Annotated in this window: 16 protein-coding genes; 2 read left to right on the top strand and 14 right to left on the bottom strand. The window is 71.2% G+C overall.

Annotated elements, in window-relative coordinates:
* Window positions 1–113: 113 nt before the first annotated feature.
* The 4 genes from ACZ5C2_RS33940 to ACZ5C2_RS33925 all read right to left on the bottom strand — a co-directional run bounded on the left by ACZ5C2_RS33940 (window position 114) and on the right by ACZ5C2_RS33925 (window position 4299).
* Window positions 114–2456 carry a protein kinase family protein gene (locus tag ACZ5C2_RS33940; RefSeq protein WP_468799923.1) on the bottom strand — a complete coding sequence of 781 codons (2343 nt, stop codon included), beginning with the start codon at window positions 2454–2456 and terminating at the stop codon, window positions 114–116.
* A 194-nt stretch (window positions 2457–2650) separates the two neighbouring features.
* Window positions 2651–3040: a DUF6113 family protein gene (locus tag ACZ5C2_RS33935; protein WP_468799927.1), complete on the bottom strand. Its 390-nt coding sequence runs from the start codon at window positions 3038–3040 to the stop codon at window positions 2651–2653.
* A 20-nt stretch (window positions 3041–3060) separates the two neighbouring features.
* Entirely contained in the window at window positions 3061–3918 is an 858-nt protein-coding gene (gene mshB, locus ACZ5C2_RS33930) for an N-acetyl-1-D-myo-inositol-2-amino-2-deoxy-alpha-D-glucopyranoside deacetylase (RefSeq protein WP_468799921.1), read from the bottom strand.
* A gap of 159 nt (window positions 3919–4077) precedes the next feature.
* Window positions 4078–4299, bottom strand: coding sequence for a hypothetical protein (locus ACZ5C2_RS33925; RefSeq protein WP_468799919.1), 222 nt, complete (start codon window positions 4297–4299; stop codon window positions 4078–4080).
* 482 nt (window positions 4300–4781) lie between these two features.
* Here ACZ5C2_RS33925 and ACZ5C2_RS33920 point away from each other — a divergent pair, with 482 nt between their 5' ends.
* Window positions 4782–5039 carry a hypothetical protein gene (locus tag ACZ5C2_RS33920; protein WP_468799917.1) on the top strand — a complete coding sequence of 86 codons (258 nt, stop codon included), beginning with the start codon at window positions 4782–4784 and terminating at the stop codon, window positions 5037–5039.
* 60 nt (window positions 5040–5099) lie between these two features.
* Here ACZ5C2_RS33920 and ACZ5C2_RS33915 read toward each other — a convergent pair whose 3' ends face one another.
* From ACZ5C2_RS33915 to ACZ5C2_RS33905, 3 genes are all read right to left on the bottom strand, one after another.
* Window positions 5100–6539, bottom strand: a complete 1440-nt coding sequence (locus tag ACZ5C2_RS33915; RefSeq protein WP_468799915.1) for an amidase — start codon at window positions 6537–6539, stop codon at window positions 5100–5102.
* A gap of 95 nt (window positions 6540–6634) precedes the next feature.
* The gene (locus ACZ5C2_RS33910; protein ID WP_468799913.1) at window positions 6635–10144 is read right to left on the bottom strand and encodes a protein kinase domain-containing protein; all 3510 of its coding nucleotides are present in this window, start codon (window positions 10142–10144) and stop codon (window positions 6635–6637) included.
* A gap of 220 nt (window positions 10145–10364) precedes the next feature.
* Complete coding sequence (locus ACZ5C2_RS33905; protein WP_030220198.1) at window positions 10365–10559, bottom strand: hypothetical protein; 195 nt, start codon at window positions 10557–10559, stop codon at window positions 10365–10367.
* 175 nt (window positions 10560–10734) lie between these two features.
* On the opposite strand from ACZ5C2_RS33905, the gene ACZ5C2_RS33900 reads away from it, so the two are divergent.
* Complete coding sequence (locus ACZ5C2_RS33900; RefSeq protein WP_468799910.1) at window positions 10735–12873, top strand: S9 family peptidase; 2139 nt, start codon at window positions 10735–10737, stop codon at window positions 12871–12873.
* Window positions 12874–13025: 152 nt separating this feature from the next.
* On the opposite strand, the gene ACZ5C2_RS33895 is transcribed toward ACZ5C2_RS33900, so the two are convergent.
* The 7 genes from ACZ5C2_RS33895 to ACZ5C2_RS33865 all read right to left on the bottom strand — a co-directional run bounded on the left by ACZ5C2_RS33895 (window position 13026) and on the right by ACZ5C2_RS33865 (window position 20240).
* Window positions 13026–13265 carry a hypothetical protein gene (locus ACZ5C2_RS33895; protein WP_468799908.1) on the bottom strand — a complete coding sequence of 80 codons (240 nt, stop codon included), beginning with the start codon at window positions 13263–13265 and terminating at the stop codon, window positions 13026–13028.
* 113 nt (window positions 13266–13378) lie between these two features.
* Complete coding sequence (locus ACZ5C2_RS33890) at window positions 13379–14428, bottom strand: ABC transporter ATP-binding protein (protein ID WP_468799906.1); 1050 nt, start codon at window positions 14426–14428, stop codon at window positions 13379–13381.
* On the bottom strand, window positions 14421–15395 hold the full coding sequence (locus tag ACZ5C2_RS33885) for an ABC transporter ATP-binding protein (protein ID WP_468799904.1): 975 nt from the start codon (window positions 15393–15395) through the stop codon (window positions 14421–14423). Before ACZ5C2_RS33885 ends, ACZ5C2_RS33890 begins: the two co-directional genes overlap by 8 nt.
* A gap of 6 nt (window positions 15396–15401) precedes the next feature.
* Complete coding sequence (locus ACZ5C2_RS33880; protein WP_468799902.1) at window positions 15402–16382, bottom strand: ABC transporter permease; 981 nt, start codon at window positions 16380–16382, stop codon at window positions 15402–15404.
* Window positions 16375–17298, bottom strand: a complete 924-nt coding sequence (locus ACZ5C2_RS33875) for an ABC transporter permease (protein WP_468799900.1) — start codon at window positions 17296–17298, stop codon at window positions 16375–16377. Before ACZ5C2_RS33875 ends, ACZ5C2_RS33880 begins: the two co-directional genes overlap by 8 nt.
* Window positions 17299–17304: 6 nt before the next feature.
* Window positions 17305–18933 carry a peptide ABC transporter substrate-binding protein gene (locus tag ACZ5C2_RS33870; protein WP_468799898.1) on the bottom strand — a complete coding sequence of 543 codons (1629 nt, stop codon included), beginning with the start codon at window positions 18931–18933 and terminating at the stop codon, window positions 17305–17307.
* Window positions 18934–19121: 188 nt separating this feature from the next.
* Entirely contained in the window at window positions 19122–20240 is a 1119-nt protein-coding gene (locus tag ACZ5C2_RS33865) for an ABC transporter ATP-binding protein (RefSeq protein WP_468799896.1), read from the bottom strand.

The raw sequence follows: 20240 nt of genomic DNA, 5'->3' as shown, positions 1-20240 counted from the left end.
CCCCCCCCCCCCCCCCCCCCCCCCCCCCCCCCCCCCCCCCCCCCCCCCCCCCCCCCCCCCCCCCCCCCCCCCCCCCCCCCCCCCCCCGCTCCCGTATGCGTGTGGAGGCCGTGTCAGCTGGGATCGGTCTCGATGACGGCGACGCGGTCGGTCTTGCTCATCAGGGCCTGGCGGAGGGCGCCGTAGACGTCCTGCGGGGTGACGGCCGTCTTCTTGCCGTTGCCGCGGGTGATGAGCACGCCGTCGAACGTCTGGCCGTAGAGCTTCTCCAGGGCCTTCAGGTCGGGTTTGTCGACCAGTTTGCCGTTCACAGCCGTCACCCTGAGGAATTTCCACAGCGACTTCTCGGGGCTCATCTGGATGGAGCGCGCCGGGTCCGTCTGTACGGTCACAATGCCCGACATCGCCGGCCCGGCGAACTCCTTCATGATCCGGTCGACCTCGGCCTTGGAGACCTTGGGCTGCTGGGGCGCGGTCGGAACGTTCACCGCGGCGGCGGAGCCGGTCTCCACCTGGGTGCGGTACGCCTCCGCCACCACGCCGGACGCCTTGGCGACGTCTATGCCCTGACCCGCCTTGGGATACACCGGGACGGCCTTGCCGGACTCGAACGTGACCGAGCCCTCGGTCACCGAGCCGGAACCCCCGGCGGCGTTCTCCAGGGCGGCCTGGAGCTTCTCCTCGTCCACGGGCATGACCGGGTCGACGACGCGCTGCTGGCCGAAGAGGGAGCCGATCACGTTGACCGGGTTGTAGTCGCTGGTGGCGGCCGCGCCGACGGTGGCGTCGGTGTCGAACTGCAGACCCGCGTTGTCCGGCTGGAGCTCGACGGTCCTGCCGTCGACCGACAGCTTCAGCGGCTTGTTCAGCCGGTCCTCTATGGCCCCGTCCAGCTTCTTCACGGCGTCGTCGCGGGTGCCGCCGCCGATGTCGACGCCGAGCACGGTGGTGCCCTTGGGCACGTCGGAGCTGTTCATCAGCAGACCGGCACCGTAGGCGACACCGAGGACGAGGACCACACCGGTGCCGAGCAGGACGAGCTTGTTGCGCCCCTTCTTCTTCGGCGCCTTCGCGGAACTCGCCGGAGGCGGGGAGACCGGCTCGGGGAGCTTGGGGGGCGTGTGCGGACGGGTGCCGTTCGCGGCCGGGCCGGGCGCGTCGAAGGACGCGCTCGGGGGGATGACCGGGATGCCGCTGGTGACGGTGTGCCCGGAGACGTTGTCGTGGCGGGGGCCGTAGCCCGGGGTGCCCGGTTCGGCGGGCTGCTGGGGGGTGAGGATCGCGGTGTCGTCGCTGAGGCCGGCTCCAGGGGTGCCGGGACCGACGGGACCGACGGGACCGACGGGGGCGCCGGAACGGTCCTGCCGCGCGTCGGCGGGGCCGGGGCCACCGGCGACACCGGCGGGCGGTGGGGCCAGGGGACCGTGACCGGTGACCGGGCCGCCGGTCGGACCGGCGGGGCCCTGCGGGCCTCCCGGCAGCCCCTGGCCGTCGAACCCGGGCCGGCCGCCCGGACCACCGGGAGCACCGGGAGCACCGGGAGCACCGGGACCGCGCTGCCCGGGGGGAGTACCGGGGCCGTCCTCCGTGAAGAACGGCAGGTCGTCACGGCGCGAATCGCCACCGGGGTGAGGGCCCGGACGCGTGCCGCCGCCCCGCGGAGCGCCCGCCAGCGCCTCGGTCACGTCGAAGGAGCCGGTGCCGCCGCCGTGCCCGGGGGCGACGGGCCCGCCGGTCGCACCGGTCGTGCCGGTGGGGCCGGTCGCACCGGTCGTGCCGGTGGGGCCGGTGGGGCCGGTGGCGCCGGTGGGGCCGGTGGCGCCGGACGCCTTCGTGCCGCCGGGGCGGGAGCCGCCCGGCGCGCCCATGGCCCCGACCACGCCACCCGGACGCCCGGCGCCCGGCCGCGGCCCACCGGGCGCGGCGGGACCCGCCGGCACCCCGCCGGCCGCCGGTCCCGAACCACTCGGCTCGGCGGCCCCGTTGGCAGGACTTCCCCCCTGAGTGCCCTTGCCCGTGCCGGACTTGCGCGGCGCGAACCAGTCACTGGCCGGCTTCTCCCCGGCCGCCGGCGGGGCGGCCTGCGGAGCCTGGGAGGCCTGGGGCGACCGCATGGGCAGGGCCGGCTGGGCGGGAGGCTCGACCGCGGGCGATGCCGGAGGGGGAGAGGGCGAGGGAGCCGGCGCCTCGGCGTCGGTGGTGCCCTTGCCGTCCGCGTCCTTGACGGTCTTGCGTACGACGACCGGCGGAATGGGCCGCGATCCGGGGATGTTGATCCGGATCCGGGTCGTCAGCGTGGTCTCGGTCTTGCGTTCCTCCGGCCGCGCGGCCGAACGGCCCGCGTCCGCGGCCTCGTCCGGAATCGCCGGAATCCCGTAGGGCGGGGTGCCCGACGGGTAGGCGGCTCCGCCGTGCCCGTTGGGCCCGGAGGACGGAGTGTCAGTTTCACGACTCAAGGCAGGTTCTCCCGGTTGGCTCCGCCGCCCGTCACGACCTCACGGTGGGGGTCCCCCCTGCTCGGGCGAAGCCGAGGGTTCGAGGGAGGCTCGGCGGCGCGCACCACCTTACTGGCCACATCCGGCCGGTATCCCAGTACCGTCGGCGAAACCCACACCGGACCCGCACCCCCCAGACACGGCGAAGTGGTACGTCATTTGCCAAGTCGGGCGGGGCCGCCGTCCGGTTGCCGCCCGGCCCCAAGGGTGGCGCAGATCACAGCGACGGCGATACCGCCGAGGAGGAAGAGATACGATCCCGCTCCTGCGGCGAACAGGAAGTCGCCTTCCGGACGGCTGGCCGTGAGGAGGACGACGACGGTCATCCACCCGGCGGCGACCGCCACTCCACCGGCCCTACCGCGCATCACCCGCGCCGCCCCCAGCACCAGTCCGGCCTCACCGGCGAGCGCCAGCAGCAGCCCGCCCGGAAACCACGCGGGCTGAACGAGCGCCCCGGCCACCCCGACCAGGGCACCGAGCAGCAACAGCCCCAGGTAGGCACCGGCCCGCCCGGCGGAGGGTACCCGCAGCGGCTGCGCCATCACGGGCGCCCTTTCCCCGCTCACGACGCCTCCCCCACTCCGGCGAACAGGTCGCTTTCCCGGCTTTCGGGATGTTCCCCGCGTACCAACTCGTAGTACTCGGTGGTGAACAACGGCTGAGCGAGGTCGTTCGACAGCACGAAGTACGGCTCGGTGACGGTGATCTGGGTGGCGTGCGCGCGCATGGCGGCGGCCTTGGCGGAGGCGTACGCGGTGCCGTCGACCGCGGCGGTGATCCGCTCGTCGTCGACCACCCCCGGTACGTCCTCCACGGCGCCCGCCTTGTCGAAGGGCAGCCCGTCCAGCTCGCCGTTCAGCTTCGCGAACAACTCCTCGACCACGGACCGGGGCACCCGGTTCCAGTACACCCTGGGGATGTCCCACCCCGCCGCGGCGGCGAGCTCGACGGCGCGCATGGCGACGCGGTGGGTCTGGATGTGGTCGGGGTGTCCGTACCCCCCGTTCTCGTCGTACGTGACGAGGACCTGCGGCCGCACCTCCAGGATCACCTCGGCGAGCAGCCCCGCCGCCTGATCCACATCGGCCTGCCAGAAGCAGCCGGGGTCGTCATTGTCGGGCAGCCCCATCATCCCGGAGTCGCAGTACCGCCCGGCCCCGCCGAGCAGCCGGAAGTCCGTGACCCCGAGCGCCCGCATCGCTTCCTTCAGCTCCCCGAGCCGGTGCCCGCCGAGTGCGGCCCCGCTCAGATGCCGCAGCCCGGGCGGAATGACCTCACCCCGCTCACCGAGCGTGCAGGTGACCAGCGTCACCTGGGCGCCCTCGGCGGCGTACCGGGCCATGGTCGCGCCGTTGTTGATCGACTCGTCGTCCGGGTGGGCGTGCACCAGCATCAGGCGCCGGGAGCGCAGTTCCGTCATGGCCTCACCTTATGAGGTCCCCGACTGCCACTCCCCGCACACCGGACCATCACCCCTCGTCGTCGAGCACATGGGCGACGGCCAGGGCGATCCGTTCGATCCATTGGAAGAAATGTTGGTTGACGCAGCCCTCCGTCTCGTACCAGAGCTTCTTGTCCGTCACGAGTTTGAGGACTTCACCGATCTGCCACGGGTACTGGAGCGCCTGCCCGGAGAGCCCTTCTCGCGCAGATGCTCCACGACGGCTTCGGAGAGTGTGGCGTCGCCTCGCTGTACCGCCTCGACACGGTGCAGCGGAAGTTCGTACACCCGTAACTGGTGCAGCATCTCGGGGCTGTCCTTGGCCGCCGGATCACCCCCTGAGGACTCGGCCTCGTCCACGCCGTCGCCCTGGCGGAGCGGGAGACCCCACGTAGAGATCGCCCACTCCCCAATGGAGACGCCCTGGGCCCTGGACGAAGTCCTTACGGACCGCGTAGGTGCGCCAATGCGGTCGGTCAGCCCGCAGTCCGTAGGACGTCACGCAGGACGTGGTAATCGGCCCTGCGGCCGGCGGCATGCCCGCCCGGAGTTCGCGCGCACGTGCGGCGACCTGCGTGCTCGCGGCGAACCGAAAGGCGAAGGGCGACCTGGAGAACGTTTCGAGTGTGGCCGAGAACAATCACCGGACATCGACTCATGACAGGGCAACTGGCCATTTACTGCCGCCGGTTACCACTTCTTGTTGTGCATACCGACATCTGCTTCCAGCCTGCCGCGCCATGCGACCACGAACCGCAGCGGCCACCGCGGCGCTTCCTCTCATCCTCCTCACCGGCTGCACGGAGGCCGCACCGCCGCCCGACGCGTCCCCGGAGGTTGAGGTGACCCATTCCGAAACCCATTGGCGCGGAGACGAGTTCGCGGCAGCCGCCGACTACACGATCCGAAACCCGGGGCCCGCCTCGACCGAATACAAGATCGAGTTCAGCTTCACGGGCGACGGCTACACCGATATGAAGTGGGTCACACGCAAGGTGGAACCGGAGAAGACAGCCTCCGGCACCGTCTTCACGCCCTGGCCCGACCACATGCCCTCGCCACAGGTCGAGGTGGAGGAGATAGTCGAAAAGCCGTTCTAGGCCGCGAGGTCGGTCTTCATCGCTTCCGTGAAGGGACGTTTGGTATTCGCTCGGACTCCGTCAGACGCCCTGGAGCGTCCGGAACGGCTGGTCCGCCTCCAGTTCGAAGGCCAGCTCCAGCAGTTTGCGTTCCGCGCCCGGCCGGCCGGAGAACATCACGCCGATGGGGAGGCCGTCCGGGGTGGTGCGGGTGGCCGGGACGGAGAGGGACGGGGTGCCGACGACGTTGTTGACCGGGGTGAACGCGACGTAGTTCACGAGCCGTTCGATCAGCGTGGCGTACGGGACGGTCGGGCTGAGGTGACCGAGCGGTGGGGTGGTGTGGGCGAGGACCGGGGAGAGGATCAGGTCGAGGCCGCGGAACGCCGCCGCGTAGGCCAGCCGCGTGCGCTTCAGCCGGCGCAGTACGCCCGGCGTGGTCCGCCAGTCCTTCACGTACGACTCACGCAGGCCCCTGCTCAGGCCGTCCATGCGGCTCCGGTCGAAGTCCGTGCCGAGTGTCCTGCCGGTGACGCCGATCAGGAACGACAGCATGCCCCAGTAGGTGAGGAAGTCGTCGGTGAAGTGCGGGTCGATGGAAAGTTCCACCGGTTCCACGGTGTGGCCGAGGTGTTCCAGGCGCCGGGCCGTCTCCGTCACCGCCGCGCGGGTGTCGTCGTCGGAGCGGACGCCGTTCGGGGAGTCCACCAGGAGGCCGATGCGCAGGCGGCGGTCCGAGGGGCCCTCGACCAGGCCGACGGGCGGCAGCTTGGGGTTCCACCAGTGTTGTTCCGCCGCCGCGAGGAACGCCGCGCTGTCGCGTACCGAGCGGGTCACCACGCCGTCGGTGACGAGGTCGATGGGGAGCTGGCGGCCCTGCGCGTTCGCCACCATCCGGCCGCGGGTGGGCTTGAGGCCGACCAGGCCGCAGCAGGCGGCGGGGATGCGGATCGAGCCGCCGCCGTCGTTGGCGTGCGCGATCGGTACCGCTCCGGCGGCGACCAGGGCCGCGCTGCCGCCGGACGAGCCGCCCGCCGAGTGGTCCGTGTGCCACGGGTTGCGGACCGGCTCGGCGCCCTCGTACTCCGTGGTGGGGCTGAAGCCGAACTCGGGGAGCCGGGTCTTGCCGAGGACCGTGACGCCGGTGCTCAGGAACTGGCGGGTGAACGGGGCGTGCCGGCGAGCGGCCCTCGGGGCGAAGGCGAGGCTGCCGTGTCCGGTCGGCAGGCCCAGGTAATCGGTGTTGTCCTTGACGAAGGTCGGCACACCGGCCAGGGGCCCGCCGGACGCCGAGCCGTGCGCCGGGAGGTCGAGGAGGACCTGGACGGCGTTCAGCCGGGGCTCGACGGCCCGGACGCGGGCCGACGCGTCGCGGGCGGCCTCGGCGGCACTCACCTCGCCCCGGCGGATCGCCCGGGCGAGGCCCACCGCGTCGTGGTCGCCGAGGGCGTCGTCCCGGAAGACGTGCACCCTCGCCCGCGCCTCGCTGTGTCCCTCGCTCTGTTCCTCGAACGTCGTCACCGTCGGCTCCGCCCTGCGCACGTGGATGATGGCTCCGCCATCATTCCTTACCGACGGGTAACACGCGAGGGGCCGAGGGGCACGAGTCGGGACGATCACCCGCTGTGCCCGCTCCGGCCGGCGTCGGCGGCCAGCTCCCAGTCGATCTCCCACACCCGCACGGTCCCGGCCGAGTCGCCGCAGACGACGTGACGGCCGTCGGGGGTCGGCACGGCTGCCAGCAGACCGTCCCCCTTCGCGTCGCGCAGGGGGGAGCAGCGCCCCGTGCCGGCGTTCCACACCTCGATGTTCCCCGAACCGTCGCACACCGCGAAGCGGCCGTCCGCCGTGAGGCGTGCGCCGGAGGAGGAGTAGCCGTCGAAGGTCCGCAGGCACTCGCCGGTCGTCGTGTCCCAGAGGCGCCGGGCGCGTTCCCGGTGGTCGCCGCCCGAGAGGGCGTAACGGCCGTCCGCGCTGAGCCACACCGACATCACGGCGCGGGTGTGGCCGGTCATGACGCGCAGGCACCGGCCGCTGTCGAGGTCCCACAGGCGGACGGCCCTGTCGTCGCCCCCGGTGACGGCGAGCCTGCCGTCGTCGGCGGTCCACACGGCGTTGACGGAGAGTTCCAGGCCGTCGAACGCGCGCACCTGCCGGTCGTTCCCGACGTCCCACAGCCGCAGCTTCCGGCCCGTGCCGCCGATGAGCGCGTGGCGGCCGTCGGGGAGCAGCCGGACCGACGAACCGTAGGCCTCCTCGTCCAGCACGCGCACGCACGTCCCGGTGGTCACGTCCCACAGACGGGCGGTCCGGTCCCGTCCGAGCGACAGCAGGCGGCTCCCGTCGGGGCTGAGGGCGACCTCCTCCACCAGGTGCGTATGGCCCGTCAGCACGCCCACGCACCGCCCGCCGGTGATGTCCCACAGCCTGACGGTGCGGTCGCTGCTCGCCGACGCGGCGAGCCGGCCGTCCGCGGAGACGTCGATCCGTGTGACGTACCCGGTGTGGCCGGTGAGTTCGTGGGCCGGCCAGCCCGTGCGCAGGCCCACGCGCACGGTGCGGTCCTCCAGCCGCCGCCAGTGGGCGAGGAGACGCGGGGCACGTTCGTGGCCGGGGACGGAACGGGCGAGGGTGAGCCGGTCGAGTGCGCGCGCCGTGTCACCGCCGGCCAAGGCCCGTTCCGCCTCCATGACGAGAGCGTCGACCCGCTCACCCCGGCCGGACAGTTCGACCGGAGGGCGGGGGCGGCTGAGGTGCGGCGGGGCGGTGTACCCGCCGGGCAGTGCCCACCGCCGCAGCGTGTTGTCCTGCGCGGCGGACATCCCGTACCGGGCGTCGGAGGAGAACGTCACGGCGGTCACCGGACCGCGGTGTCCCGTGAACGTGCGCAGGCACCGGCCCGAGTCCAGGTCCCAGTAACGCATTCTGTGGTCGTCCCCGCCGGACAGCGCGAAGCGGCCGTCCGCGCTCATCGCCAAGGACATGACGGCGTGCCGGGGCCCGCGGAGGGTCCGCAGCAGCCGGCCCGAGTCGACGTCCCACAGGTGGATCGTGCCGGTGCCGTGCCCGCTCAGCGCGTGGCGGCCGTCCGCGCCGAAGCACACCGACCACACGAACGAGGGGTCGCCACCGTGCAGGAGGCGTACGGAGGCGTCGGTCATCGAGACGAGCTGCAGTGTGCCGCCGGTGCCGCCGGCCAGTGCCCAACGGCCGTCCGGGGCGACCTCGAGCGCGTGCACCGGTTCGCCAGTCCTGCCCGACCGGTTGACGGACCGCAGCGTGCCACCGCCGAGGTTGACCCCGATGACCGTGCCCTGGTTCGTCCCGAACAGGACCGCCTGCGCGTCCGGGGTCGGCCGCACCGGCGCCACCGTGAACCCGCCCTCCGCGGGCGGGGGGAAATCGGCCTCGTACAGGCACCGTCCGTCGTTCAGGTCCCAGAACCGGACGTCGCGGTCCACGCCGACGGACACGGCGATCCGCCCGCCGGGGCTCACGTCCACGGACCTGACCGGTTTGTCATGGGCCCGGATGACGCGCAGGCACGCACCGTCCCGTACGGACCACAGCCGCACGGTGCCGTCCCAGCTCCCGGTCAGCACGGTCCCCGCCCTGGGGCAGAACCGGATCAGGATCTCCTTCGCGAGGCGGTCCCGGTCGGTCATCCGTTCCCGCGGGTACGACTGCCAGGACACCGGTGTCGCCTCGACACAGCGCGCGTCCACCACGCGCCCCGACTCGATCGCCCGGAGCGCGTCGGCCGTGTCCGGGTCGTCGGGCCGCTGCTCCAGCAGCGCGCGGGCGGCGGGCAGATGGCCGCGTTCCAGGTTGACCTGGGCCAGCAGACGGCCTGCCACGGCGAGGGCGGGCACCGCGTCGGGAGCGTCCGCGGCGACGCCGCCGTCGTCGTCGTCGTCGGCGGCGGCGGCGGCGGCGGTCCAGGCGGCCTCCATGGTGGCGACCAGGTGCTCGTCCGTGATCTCGCCCCGCCGCCAGCTCAGCAGACCGGCGTTGTAGTGGGCGGCCGGGTGGTGCGGGTCGGCGGCCGTCGCCCGTGCGAACGCCTCCTCCGCCTCGTCCGGACGTCCGAGGTCCAGCAACGACAGCGCCCGGTTGCTCAGTTCATCGGCGCGCAGCTCCGCCGGGACCGGCGCGGGGCGGGGGTAGGGGTGTCCGGTCAGCCGCTCGTACGACGCCACCAGCCCGTCGGCGACCTCGGACATCGAACCGGGGCGGGCGGCCGGATCCACCGACAGGCACCGGGCGAGCAGCGCCGCGACGTCCTCGGGCACGGGCACCGCGTATCCGCCCGACACCCGCAGGCCCGCCAGTGTCTCCCCGGCGACCGGACCCGCGAACCACGTGACGCCGCCGGCGAACATCTCCAGGACGGACACGGCGAAGCTGTAGAGGTCGCTGCCCGGCCCGACCCGGTTCCCCAGGGCCTGTTCGGGGGACGCGTAGGCCGGTGTCATGCCGAGCCGGGTGACGAGCAGGCTCGCGGGAGGCACCCTGCCGGTCCCGGCCTCCCCCGTCGGCCGTTCTCCCCCGCTCTCCCCCGCCTCCCACTCCGCGGGCACCCCCCGGTCGGCGTCCCGACCGGCGGCCGGCCGCCTTCCGCGCTGCGATCGCGCCAGGCCGAAGTCCGTCACCTTCGCGACGCCGTCTCCGACAAGGATGTTCGCCGGTTTGACGTCCTGGTGCACCAGACCCTTGCGGTGCGCGTGCTCCAGGCCCCGCGCGCACTGCACGGCCAGATCGAGGACACGGGCCGACGTCTCGCGCGGTGCTCCCTCGTACAGGGAACGGTCGGCGATCCGGTCCCGCAGGCTGCCGCCGGACACGTACTCGGCGAACACCCGCGGCACCCCGTCCAGCGTGCGGACGTAATAGCAGGCGCAGACGTTCGGATGCAGGCCCAGCGCGACCCACTCCTCGGCCTCGGTGACGAACCGCGCCCGCCTGGCCGCGTCCCGGTACACGTCCGGTCGCGGGCTCTTCACGGCGAGATCGATGTTCCACCCCAGGTGCCGCACCCGGTGGACGAGCCCCATGGCCCCCTGCCCGTGCACCCGCGTGATCTCGTACCGCCCGTCGACCACGTCACCGACGCGCCACTCCCCCACGGCCCCACCTTCCGTCACGGCCCGCCCTCCGAGCCGCCGCTGTCCCGGCGTCAGACCGCGCGGCGGAGAGCGAGACGGAGCGGACACGCGTTCATCCCGCCCGCCGCCACCGGTCCGGAGCCTACGAGGCCGATGCGGGGAACGGGAGGGGAGGACTTACAGGACGTGGACTCCGGCCGGGCCCCGGGACGGGCCACGGGCCCCAGCCGGAAGACGGTGCTCAGAAGTTGATGCTGCCGATCATCCCCGCGATGTTCGTCGTGAGCTCGCTGATCGTGGGCGCCATCGTCGACGAGGCCAGGTAGAAGCCGAGCAGCATGCACACCACGGCGTGCCCTGCCTTCAGTCCCGACTTCTTGATCAGCAGGAAGACGATGATCGCCAGCAGCACCACCGCCGAAATCGAGAGTGCCACGGCGGTTCACCTCCAAGGATCCCAGGGCGCGGGGGTAGGAATATGGGGGCAGATACATCCACACAGCAGCCAGCAGGTTCATACCCACTATGCGCTAACGATCATAACTATCCGTACGTGCGCATCGGTCGGCGCACGGCCGCACAAGGGGGCGCATGGCCAATATGGTCATGGCATGACGACCGAGGCTGACTCCTTCCCCCGACGGCACGCCCGCACCCTGCGCTTCACGCTCGGCGCGCCGCGCTCGTTCAGCGTGGCTCCCGACGGCTCGCGTGTCGTGTTCCTGCGCTCGGGTTCCGGTACGGACCGGGCCAACTCCCTCTGGGTCCTCGACACGGAGGAGGGCGAGGAGCGCGTGGCGGCCGATCCGCGCGCCCTCCTGGGCGGTGCCTCCGAGAACCTCTCCGCCGAGGAACGCGCGCGGCGTGAGCGCAGCCGTGAGGGCGGTGCCGGCATCGTCGGCTACGCCACCGACGCGGCGGTCGAGTTGGCGTCTTTCGCCTTGTCAGGGCGGCTCTTCGCGGCCGAACTACGGGCCGGGACGGCGCGTCGACTGCCCACGCCGGGGCCGGTGATCGACCCCCGGCCCTCGCCGGACGGACGGCACGTCGCGTACGTCGCCCGTGGCGCGCTGCGGGTGACCGGGGCCGAGGGGGCGGACGACCGTGCGCTCGCGACCCCCGAGTCGGAGGACGTCGTCTACGGGCTGGCGGAGTTCATCGCGGCCGAGGAGATGGGGCGTGCGCGGGGCTTCTGGTGGGCGCCGGAGTCGGACCGGCTGCTGGTGGCCCGGGTGGACGACACGCCGGTGCAGCGGTGGTGGATCTCCGATCCCGCCCACCCGGGACGTGAGCCGCACCACGTCCGCTACCCGGCGGCGGGCACCCCGAACGCCGACGTACGACTGTTCGTGATCGACCTCGACGGGACGCGCACGGAGGTCTCCTGGGACCGTGCGCGCTATCCGTATCTGGCACGTGTGCACTGGTCAGCCGCGGGTGCCCCGCTCCTGCTCGTACAGGCGCGCGACCAGCGCGGCCAGCTGATCCTGGCCGTGGACCCGGACTCCGGGGCGACCCGGATGGTGCACGCCGATGAAGATCCAACTTGGCTTGAACTTTTCCCCGGGGTGCCCTGCTGGAGCCCCTCCGGGCAGCTGGTCCGGATCGCGGACGAGGGGGGTGCGCGACGGCTCGCCGTCGGTGAACGCCCACTCACCGGAGGGCAGTTGCACATCCGGGCGGTACTGGACGTCTCCGACGACGATGTGCTGGTCTCGGCCTCGGCGGGCGAGGAGGCCGCCGGTCCGGAGATCGGCGAGGTGCACGTCTACCGGGTGAACGAACTCGGCACGGAGCGCGTCTCACAGGAGCCCGGCGTGCACTCCGCGGTACGCGCCGGAGGGGTGACCGTACTCGTCTCGGCGACACCGGATCGGCCAGGTTCGACGGTACGCGTGCTGCGTGACGGGAAACCGACGGCGACTGTCCCCTCGTACGCCGAAGACCCGGGTATGTCCCCCCGCGTGACCCTGACCCAGGGGGGCGCACGCCGCATCCCGTGCGCCGTGCTTATGCCTCGGGACTACGCCGGTGACACCCTTCTGCCGGTCCTCATGGACCCCTATGGTGGTCCGCACGGTCAGCGGGTGGTCGCCGCCCACAACCCGCATCTGACCTCGCAGTGGTTCGCCGACCAGGGCTTCGCGGTGATCGTCGCGGACGGGCGTGGGACGCCTGGACGCTCCCCCGCCTGGGAGAAGGCCGTCAAGGACGACATCGCGGCCATCGTCGTCCAGGACCAGGTCGACGCCCTCCAGGCGCTCGCCGACGACTTCCCGCTCGACCTGGGCCGGGTCGCCATCCGCGGCTGGTCCTTCGGCGGCTACCTGGCGGCCCTCGCGGCGCTGCGCCGCCCCGATGTCTTCCACGCCGCGGTGGTGGGCGCCCCGGTCACCGATCTCCGCCTCTACGACACCCACTACCAGGAACGCTACGTCGGCCACCCGGACGAGCAGCCCGACGTCTACCGCCGCAACTCGGTGATCGACGACACGGGCCTGGTCGACGCCGCCGAACCGCACCGCCCGATGATGGTCATCCACGGGCTGGCGGACGACAACGTCGTCGTCGCGCACTCCCTGCGGCTGTCCTCCGCCCTGCTCGCGGCCGGCCGCCCGCACGAGGTCCTTCCGCTGTCCGGGGTCACGCACATGACCCCGCAGGAGGAGGTCGCCGAGAACCTGCTCCGCATCCAGCTCGACTTCCTCAGGCGCTCGCTGGGCCTGGCAAACAGGGACGAACCGCGTTAACACAGAGGCAACTTCACGGAAGCGGTACCGATATACGGACACGGAACGCTGAGCACCGTACGGCCGTGCGGGTGCCGTGAACGGGCCGGGGTGCGCCATGTCACCCCGGCCCGCTGCCCTGCTCATCCGGCGACGGCCGGTGGAGGGCGCGTTCAGCGCGAGAGCACTTCCACCTGCCTGGTCTCCGAAGGGTCAAAGACGTCACTCGTGCCGGCGAAACCGCCGAGGTCGAGACCGGGAGAGGGCTGCAGGAGCCCGAAGTGCCCGGGGTTCACCGGCGGGTCCGCCAGGGACGTGCTCGCCGCCGAGGCCGGCACGCTGCCCAGCATCACCGCTGCGACGGCGGTCGTCGCGCCGAGTGCCGCCGCGGCGCCGAGACGAAGCCTTGTCATGGTTGTTCTCCTCACAGAAGGAACGGTGTCCGCACGCCTCGTGGCTCGTGCATGGGGGGACACATGTGCGTCGGCACAACGCGGCCAGGACGCCGGCGGTTCAACAGACGCACTCAGACGTGGCCGCCGGGGCGCTCCTCCGGCGGCACCACCTGCTTCTCCTCCGCGAAGTGGCAGGCCGAGTCGTGGGCGGCCGGGCCCCCGGCCGCCTTGAACCAGGCAGGCACCGCGAGTGCCGGCACCTCCAGCGCACAGCGCTCCTGCGCCTTCCAGCAGCGGGTGCGGAAACGGCAGCCGGAGGGGATGTTCGTCGGGGACGGGACGTCGCCGCTGAGGATGATCCGCTCCCGGTGTTCCCGGGCCTCCGGGTCCGGCACGGGGACGGCGGAGAGCAGCGCCTGGGTGTAGGGGTGCGTGGGGTGGTCGTAGATCTCGGTGTCCCTGCCGGTCTCCACGATGCGGCCCAGGTACATCACTCCGATCCGGTCCGAGATGTGCCGGACGATCGACAGGTCGTGCGCGATGAAGAGGTAGGCGAGGTCGAACTCGCTCTGCAGCCGGTCCATCAGGTTGATGACCTGCGCCTGCACCGAGACGTCCAGCGCGGAGACCGGTTCGTCGGCGACGATGACCTCCGGGCGCAGCGCCAGTCCCCGCGCGATGCCGATGCGCTGGCGCTGGCCGCCGGAGAACTGGTGCGGATAGCGGTTGATGTACTCCGGGTTGAGGCCGACGACGTCCAGCAGGTCCTGCACCTTCCGGCGCCGGTCGCCCTTGGGCGCCACCTCGGGATGGATGTCGTACGGCTCCCCGATGATGTCGCCCACCGTCATACGGGGGTTGAGGGAGGTGTACGGGTCCTGGAACACCATCTGGATGTTGCGGCGTACGGCCTTGAGTGCCTTGCCCGACAGGCGGGTGATGTCCTCGCCCTTGTAGCGGATCGAACCGGCCGTCGGCCGCTCCAGGTTGACCAGCATCTTCGCGACCGTCGACTTCCCGCAGCCGGACTCGCCGACGATTCCCAGGGTTTCGCCCCGGCCGAGGTGGAGGTCCACGCCGTCGACCGCGCGCACGGCGCCGACCTGCTTGCGGAAGACGACACCGCGCGTCAGCGGGTAGTGCTTGACCAGGTCGCTGACCTCCAGGATCGGCTCAGTCATCCAGGCACTCCCTCCAGAAGTGGCAGGCGCTCCCCCGCGTCGGCGAGACCTCGTACAGCGGGGGCTCGTCGGTGCGGCAGACGTCCCGGGCCAGGGGGCAGCGGGGATGGAAGGCGCAGCCCGGTGGGATGTTCATGAGGTTGGGCGGCAGGCCCTTGATGGCGTAGAGCTCCTGGCCCTTCTGGTCCAGGCGCGGGATGGAGTCCAGCAGGCCCCGGGTGTACGGGTGTGCCGGGGCCTTGTAGATGTCGTGGACCGGTGCCGACTCGACGATCCGGCCGGCGTACATCACGGCGATGCGGTCGGCGACGTCGGCGACCACGCCCAGGTCGTGGGTGATGAGGATGAGGCCCATGCGGTACTCGCGCTGGAGTTCCGCGAGCAGTTCCATGACCTGGGCCTGGACGGTGACGTCGAGGGCGGTGGTCGGTTCGTCGGCGATGATCAGGGCGGGTTCCAGGGCCAGCGCCATCGCGATCATGATGCGCTGGCGCATACCGCCGGAGAACTGGTGCGGGTACTGCCTGACCCGTTCCCGGGCGGCGGGGATGCGCACCCGGTCCATCAGCTCGATCGCCCTGGCCCGTGCGTCCTTGCGGGACATGCCCCGGTGCACGGTGAACATCTCGCCGAGCTGGTCGCCGACGGTGAGCACGGGATTGAGGGACGACAGCGCGTCCTGGAAGATCATCGCCATGTCGGCGCCCCGGACGCGCCGGCGCTCGTCCTCCCTGAGCTTCAGCAGGTCGCGTCCCTGGAAGACGACCTCACCGCCGGTGATCCGGCCGGGCGGGATGTCGAGGATTCCCATGATCGCCTGTGCGGTCACGGACTTGCCGGAGCCGGACTCCCCGAGCACGGCCAGGGTCTCGCCCGCGTCCACGCCGTAGCTGACCCCGTTGACGGCCTTCGCGACCCCGTCCCGGGTGTGGAACTCCACGTGCAGGTCGCGCACTTCGAGCAGCACGGTGGCTCACCTCAGCTTCGGGTCGAGGGCGTCGCGCACCGCGTCGCCGAGCATGATGAACGCCAGGACGGTGAGCGCGAGGGCCCCGGAGGGCCACAGCAGCGCGTGCGGGGCATTGCGGATGTACGGGGAGGCGGCGGAGATGTCGATGCCCCAGGAGACGCTGGGCGGCTTCAGTCCGACGCCGAGGTAGGACAGGGTGGCCTCCAGCGCGATGTAGGTGCCGAGCGCGATGGTCGCGACGACGATGACCGGGGCGATGGCGTTGGGCGCGATGTGCCGCAGCACCAGGCGGGAGTTGGAGGCGCCGAGCGCCCGCGCGGCCTGCACGTAGTCGTTCTGTTTGGCGGTGATGACGGAACCGCGGGCGATGCGGGAGAGCTGCGGCCAGCCGAGCAGCACGATGAACCCGATGACCGGCCAGACGGTGTTGCTGGTGATGACGGACAGCAGCACCAGCCCGCCGAGGACGACCGGGATGGCGAAGAAGACGTCGGTGACCCGGGACAGGACCGAGTCCCAGACGCCTCCGAAGAACCCGGCGAGGGCGCCGAGGACGCTGCCGAGGACGGCGACCCCGAGGGTGGCGAGGACGCCGACCGCCACGGACGTACGGGCACCGTAGACAGTGCGGGTGTAGACGTCGCAGCCCTGGCCGTCGAAGCCGAAGGGGTGGCCCGACTGTGAGCCCTGCTGGGCCTTGGACAGGTCGCACGTGAGGGGGCTGCCGGAGGTGATCGCCGAGGGCCACAGGGAGATGAGGACCAGGAAGAGGATGACCAGGGCGGAGACGATGAAGACGGGGTTGCGGCGCAGGTCGCGCCAGGCGTCGGACCACAGCGAGCGCGCCCGGTCCCCCGGTCCGGAACCGTCCGGGCCCTCCGGCCGCTTCTCCAGGGTCTCCGCCTCGTCGACGCCCAGGTCCATGGTGCCGCCCATCCCGGTGCCCGCGATGGCCTGTTCGGGTTCGTGACGGCCGTCAGGCATAGCGGATCCTCGGGTCGAGTACGGCGTACAGGAGGTCGACGATCAGGTTGGCGACCAGGAACACCAGCACCAGCACGGTGACGAAGCCGACGACGGTCTGCGTGTTCTGCCGGAGGATGCCCTGGTAGAGCTGGTAGCCGACGCCGTGGATGTTGAAGATCCGCTCGGTGACGATGGCGCCGCCCATGAGGAAGCCGATGTCGGCCCCGATGAAGGTGATCACGGCAATCAGGGAGTTGCGCAGCAGGTGCCGCACGACCACCCGGTGCCGGGGCAGGCCCTTGGCGATGGCGGTGCGGACGTAGTCGGAGCGGCGGTTCTCGGCGATGGAGGTGCGGGTCAGCCGGGTGACGTAGGCGAGGGAGACGGAGGCCAGGACGAGTCCGGGCAGGATCAGTTCGTCGAAGGGCGCCTCGGAGGAGACCGAGGGGCGGATCCATCCCCACTTCACGCCGAGCAGCAGCTGGAGCAGCAGGCCGGTGACGAAGGTGGGCACGGAGATGACGACGAGGGTGAGCAGCAGGACGCCGGTGTCGACGGGGCGGCCCCGGCGCAGTCCGGTGACCACGCCGAGGGTGACGCCGATGACGATCTCGAAGAGGATCGCGATCAGGGTGAGCCGGATGGTGACGGGGAACGCCGTCGACATCAGCTCGGTGACCTCCTGGCCGTTGAAGGCCGTGCCGAAGTCGCCGGTGAAGACGTTCGCCATGTAGGTCAGGTACTGCTGCCAGACGGGCTTGTCGAGGCCGAACTCCTGCTCAAGGCGGGCGGCGGTCGCCGGGTCGCACTGGCGCTCCCCGCACAGTCCCGCGATGGGGTCGCCCATCACGTTGACCATGAGGAAGATCAGCAGTGTGGCCCCGATGAACACCGGGATCATCTGGAGCAGCCGCCGGACGACATAGCGTCCCATGGCGGATCAGCTCACCTTGATCTGGTCGTACACGGGGACGCTGAAGGGGTTGAGCTTGACGTCGGAGAGCCGCTCGGACCAGCCGGCGCTGCCGTTCTGGTACCAGAGCGGAATGGCGGCCATGTTGTCGCGGACGACCTCCTCGGCCTGCTGGAACAGGTCGATGGCCTTGGCGGTGTCGGTCTCCTGGTTGGCGCGGTCGACGAGGTCGTCGAACTCCTGGTTGGACCACTTGCCGTCGTTGGAGGAGGCGTCGGTGTAGTAGAGCGGCTGGAGGAAGTTCTGGATGAGCGGGTAGTCCATCTGCCAGCCGGCCCGGAACGGGCCCGTCATCTTCCGGTCGGTGATCTCGTTGCGGAAGTCGGCGAAGGTGCCGACCGGGTTGGCGGTGCAGGCGCGCTCGTCGTCCAGCGCGTTGTTGATGGAGTTGCAGACGGCGTTGACCCATTCGCGGTGGGAGCCGGTGTCCGCGTTGAAGGTGATCGTCACCTTGCCGCCGGGCAGTCCGCCGCCCTCCTCGATGAGCTTCTTCGCCTCGTCGGGCTTGTACTCGCAGGCCTCCCCGCACAGGCCCGCCTGGAAGCCGCCGTCCTCGCCGAGGACGGGCGAGGTCCAGTCGGTGGCGGGGGTGCGGGTCTGCTGGAAGATCGTGTCGGTGATCTGCTTCCGGTCGATCGCCATGGACAGGCCCGTGCGGACCTTCTCCATGCCGGGCTTGTTCCAGTCCTCGTCGTAGAAGGGGAAGGCGAGGGTCTGGATGATGCCGGCGGGGGTGTTGAGGTAGCGGTCGCCGAGGTCGTTCCGCACGTTCTTCAGCTGGGCGGCGGGGACGTCGTCGACCAGGTCGAGGTTGCCGGCCAGCAGGTCGGTGTAGGCGGTGTTGTTGTCGGTGTAGACCTTGAGGTCGACTCCGCCGTTCTGGGCCTTGTCGTCGCCGGGGTAGTCGTCCCAGGTGCGCAGGGACATCTGCGAGCCGCGCGTGTACGCGTCGACCAGGTACGGGCCGTTGCCGACCGGCTTCTTCACCCAGGCGTCGTGGTCGTCGAAGAACGCGCGGGGCAGCGGGGCGAAGGCGTTGTAGCCGAGGGTGTCGGGGAAGGTCGAGAACTTCTGGGTGAGCTTGACGGTGAAGGTGCGGTCGCCGGTGACCTTCAGGCCGGACAGGGTGTCGGCGGTCTGCTCGCCCTCCTCGGGGTGGACCTGGTCGTAGCCCTCGATGTAGGCGAAGAAGTACGAGTTGCGCTGGTTGTTGCGGAGACTCGCGCCGTAGTTCCAGGCGTCGACGAAGGACTGGGCGGTGACCTTCTCGCCGTTGCTGAAGGTCCAGCCGTCCTTGACGGTGATGGTGAAGTTCTGCGAGTCGGAGGTCTCGATCCTCTCGGCGAGCATGTCCTTGGCCTCGCCGGTCTCCGGGTCGTACCGCTTCAGCCCCCGGAAGATCATGTCGAGGACCTTGCCGCCCTGCACCTCGTTGGTGTTCGACGGCTCCAGCGGGTTCTGCGGATCGCCCCAGGAGGCGCTCAGCACGGCACCGGAGTCACTGCCGCCACCGCCCTCGTCGTCCCCGCAGCCCGTCGCCGCGAGGGCGACCGCCATCGCGCAAGCGGCCCATTTGGCGTGCATGGCTCCGCGCATGGGGTGCCTCCTCGTACGTGCGCCGATCATGTACGCCAATATCGCCACAAAGGGCGCGGAACGCACTCGCACGGCACCTGTACGGGGGTGACCCCCGGCCATATGTACGTATCAGAACCCCCGAACGAACGACGGCTGCCGTTCACCTCCCGGAGAGGCGAACGGCAGCCGTGGCGAACGACGGGGTGTCAGTCCTTGTCGACCGAGCCCTCCAGCGCCTTCAGCGCCGGGTCGAGGACGACGTCCTCGCCGCGGGACTCCGTGGTCGGGTCCTCCGGGAAGTGGCAGGCCGTCAGGTGGCCGTCACGGTTGCCGGAGATCTGCACCAGCGGCGGCTCCTCCGTGGCGCACTTGTCCTGCGCCTTCCAGCACCGGGTGCGGAAGCGGCAGCCGGACGGCGGCATGATCGGCGAGGGGACGTCGCCGTAGAGGCGGATGCGCTCCCGGTTCTCCGTCTCGTCGTCCATGGCCACCTCGGGCACGGCCGAAAGGAGAGCGTGGGTGTAGGGGTGCCTGGGCCGGTTGTAGATGGAGTCGCGGTCGCCGACCTCGACCACCTTGCCGAGGTACATCACGGCCACGCGGTGCGAGAAGTGCCGGACCACCGCCAGGTCGTGCGCGATGAAGAGGAAGGCGATGCCCAGTTCGTCCTGGACCTTCTTCAACAGGTTGACGACCTGCGCCTGGATCGACACGTCCAGCGCGGAGACCGGCTCGTCCGCCACGATCAGCTTCGGGTTCAGGGCCAGGGCACGGGCGACGCCGATGCGCTGGCGCTGACCGCCGGAGAACTCGTGCGGGAAGCGGTTGTAGTGCTCGGGGTTGAGGCCGACGAGCTCGAGCAGCTCGCGCACCTTCTTCTCCCGGCCGCCCGCGGGGTCGATCCCGTTGACCTCCATCGGCGACTTGATGATGGTGCCGACGGTCTGACGGGGGTTCAGCGAGGAGTACGGGTCCTGGAAGATCATCTGGATCTCGGACCGCACGGGTGCCAGCCGCCTGCGCGAGGCGTGCGTGATGTCCTGGCCGGCGTACTCGATCCTTCCGCCGGTCGGCTCCAGCAGCCGGGTGATGAGCCGGCCGGTGGTCGACTTGCCGCAGCCCGACTCACCCACCAGACCGACGCTCTCGCCGACGCCGACGGTCAGGTCGACGTTGTCGACGGCCTGGACGGCGCCGACCTTCCGCTTGATCGGGAAGCCGCCGTAGATCGGGAAGTGCTTGGTCAGGCCCTCCACCTTCAGCAGCGCCTCGGTGGACGCGCCGGTGGAGCCCTGCTGTGCCGGGAGGGTGAGGTTGTCGCTCAT

Source organism: Streptomyces sp. NPDC031365 (assembly GCF_055569765.1).
This window is presented reverse-complemented; position numbering and strand designations above follow the sequence as displayed.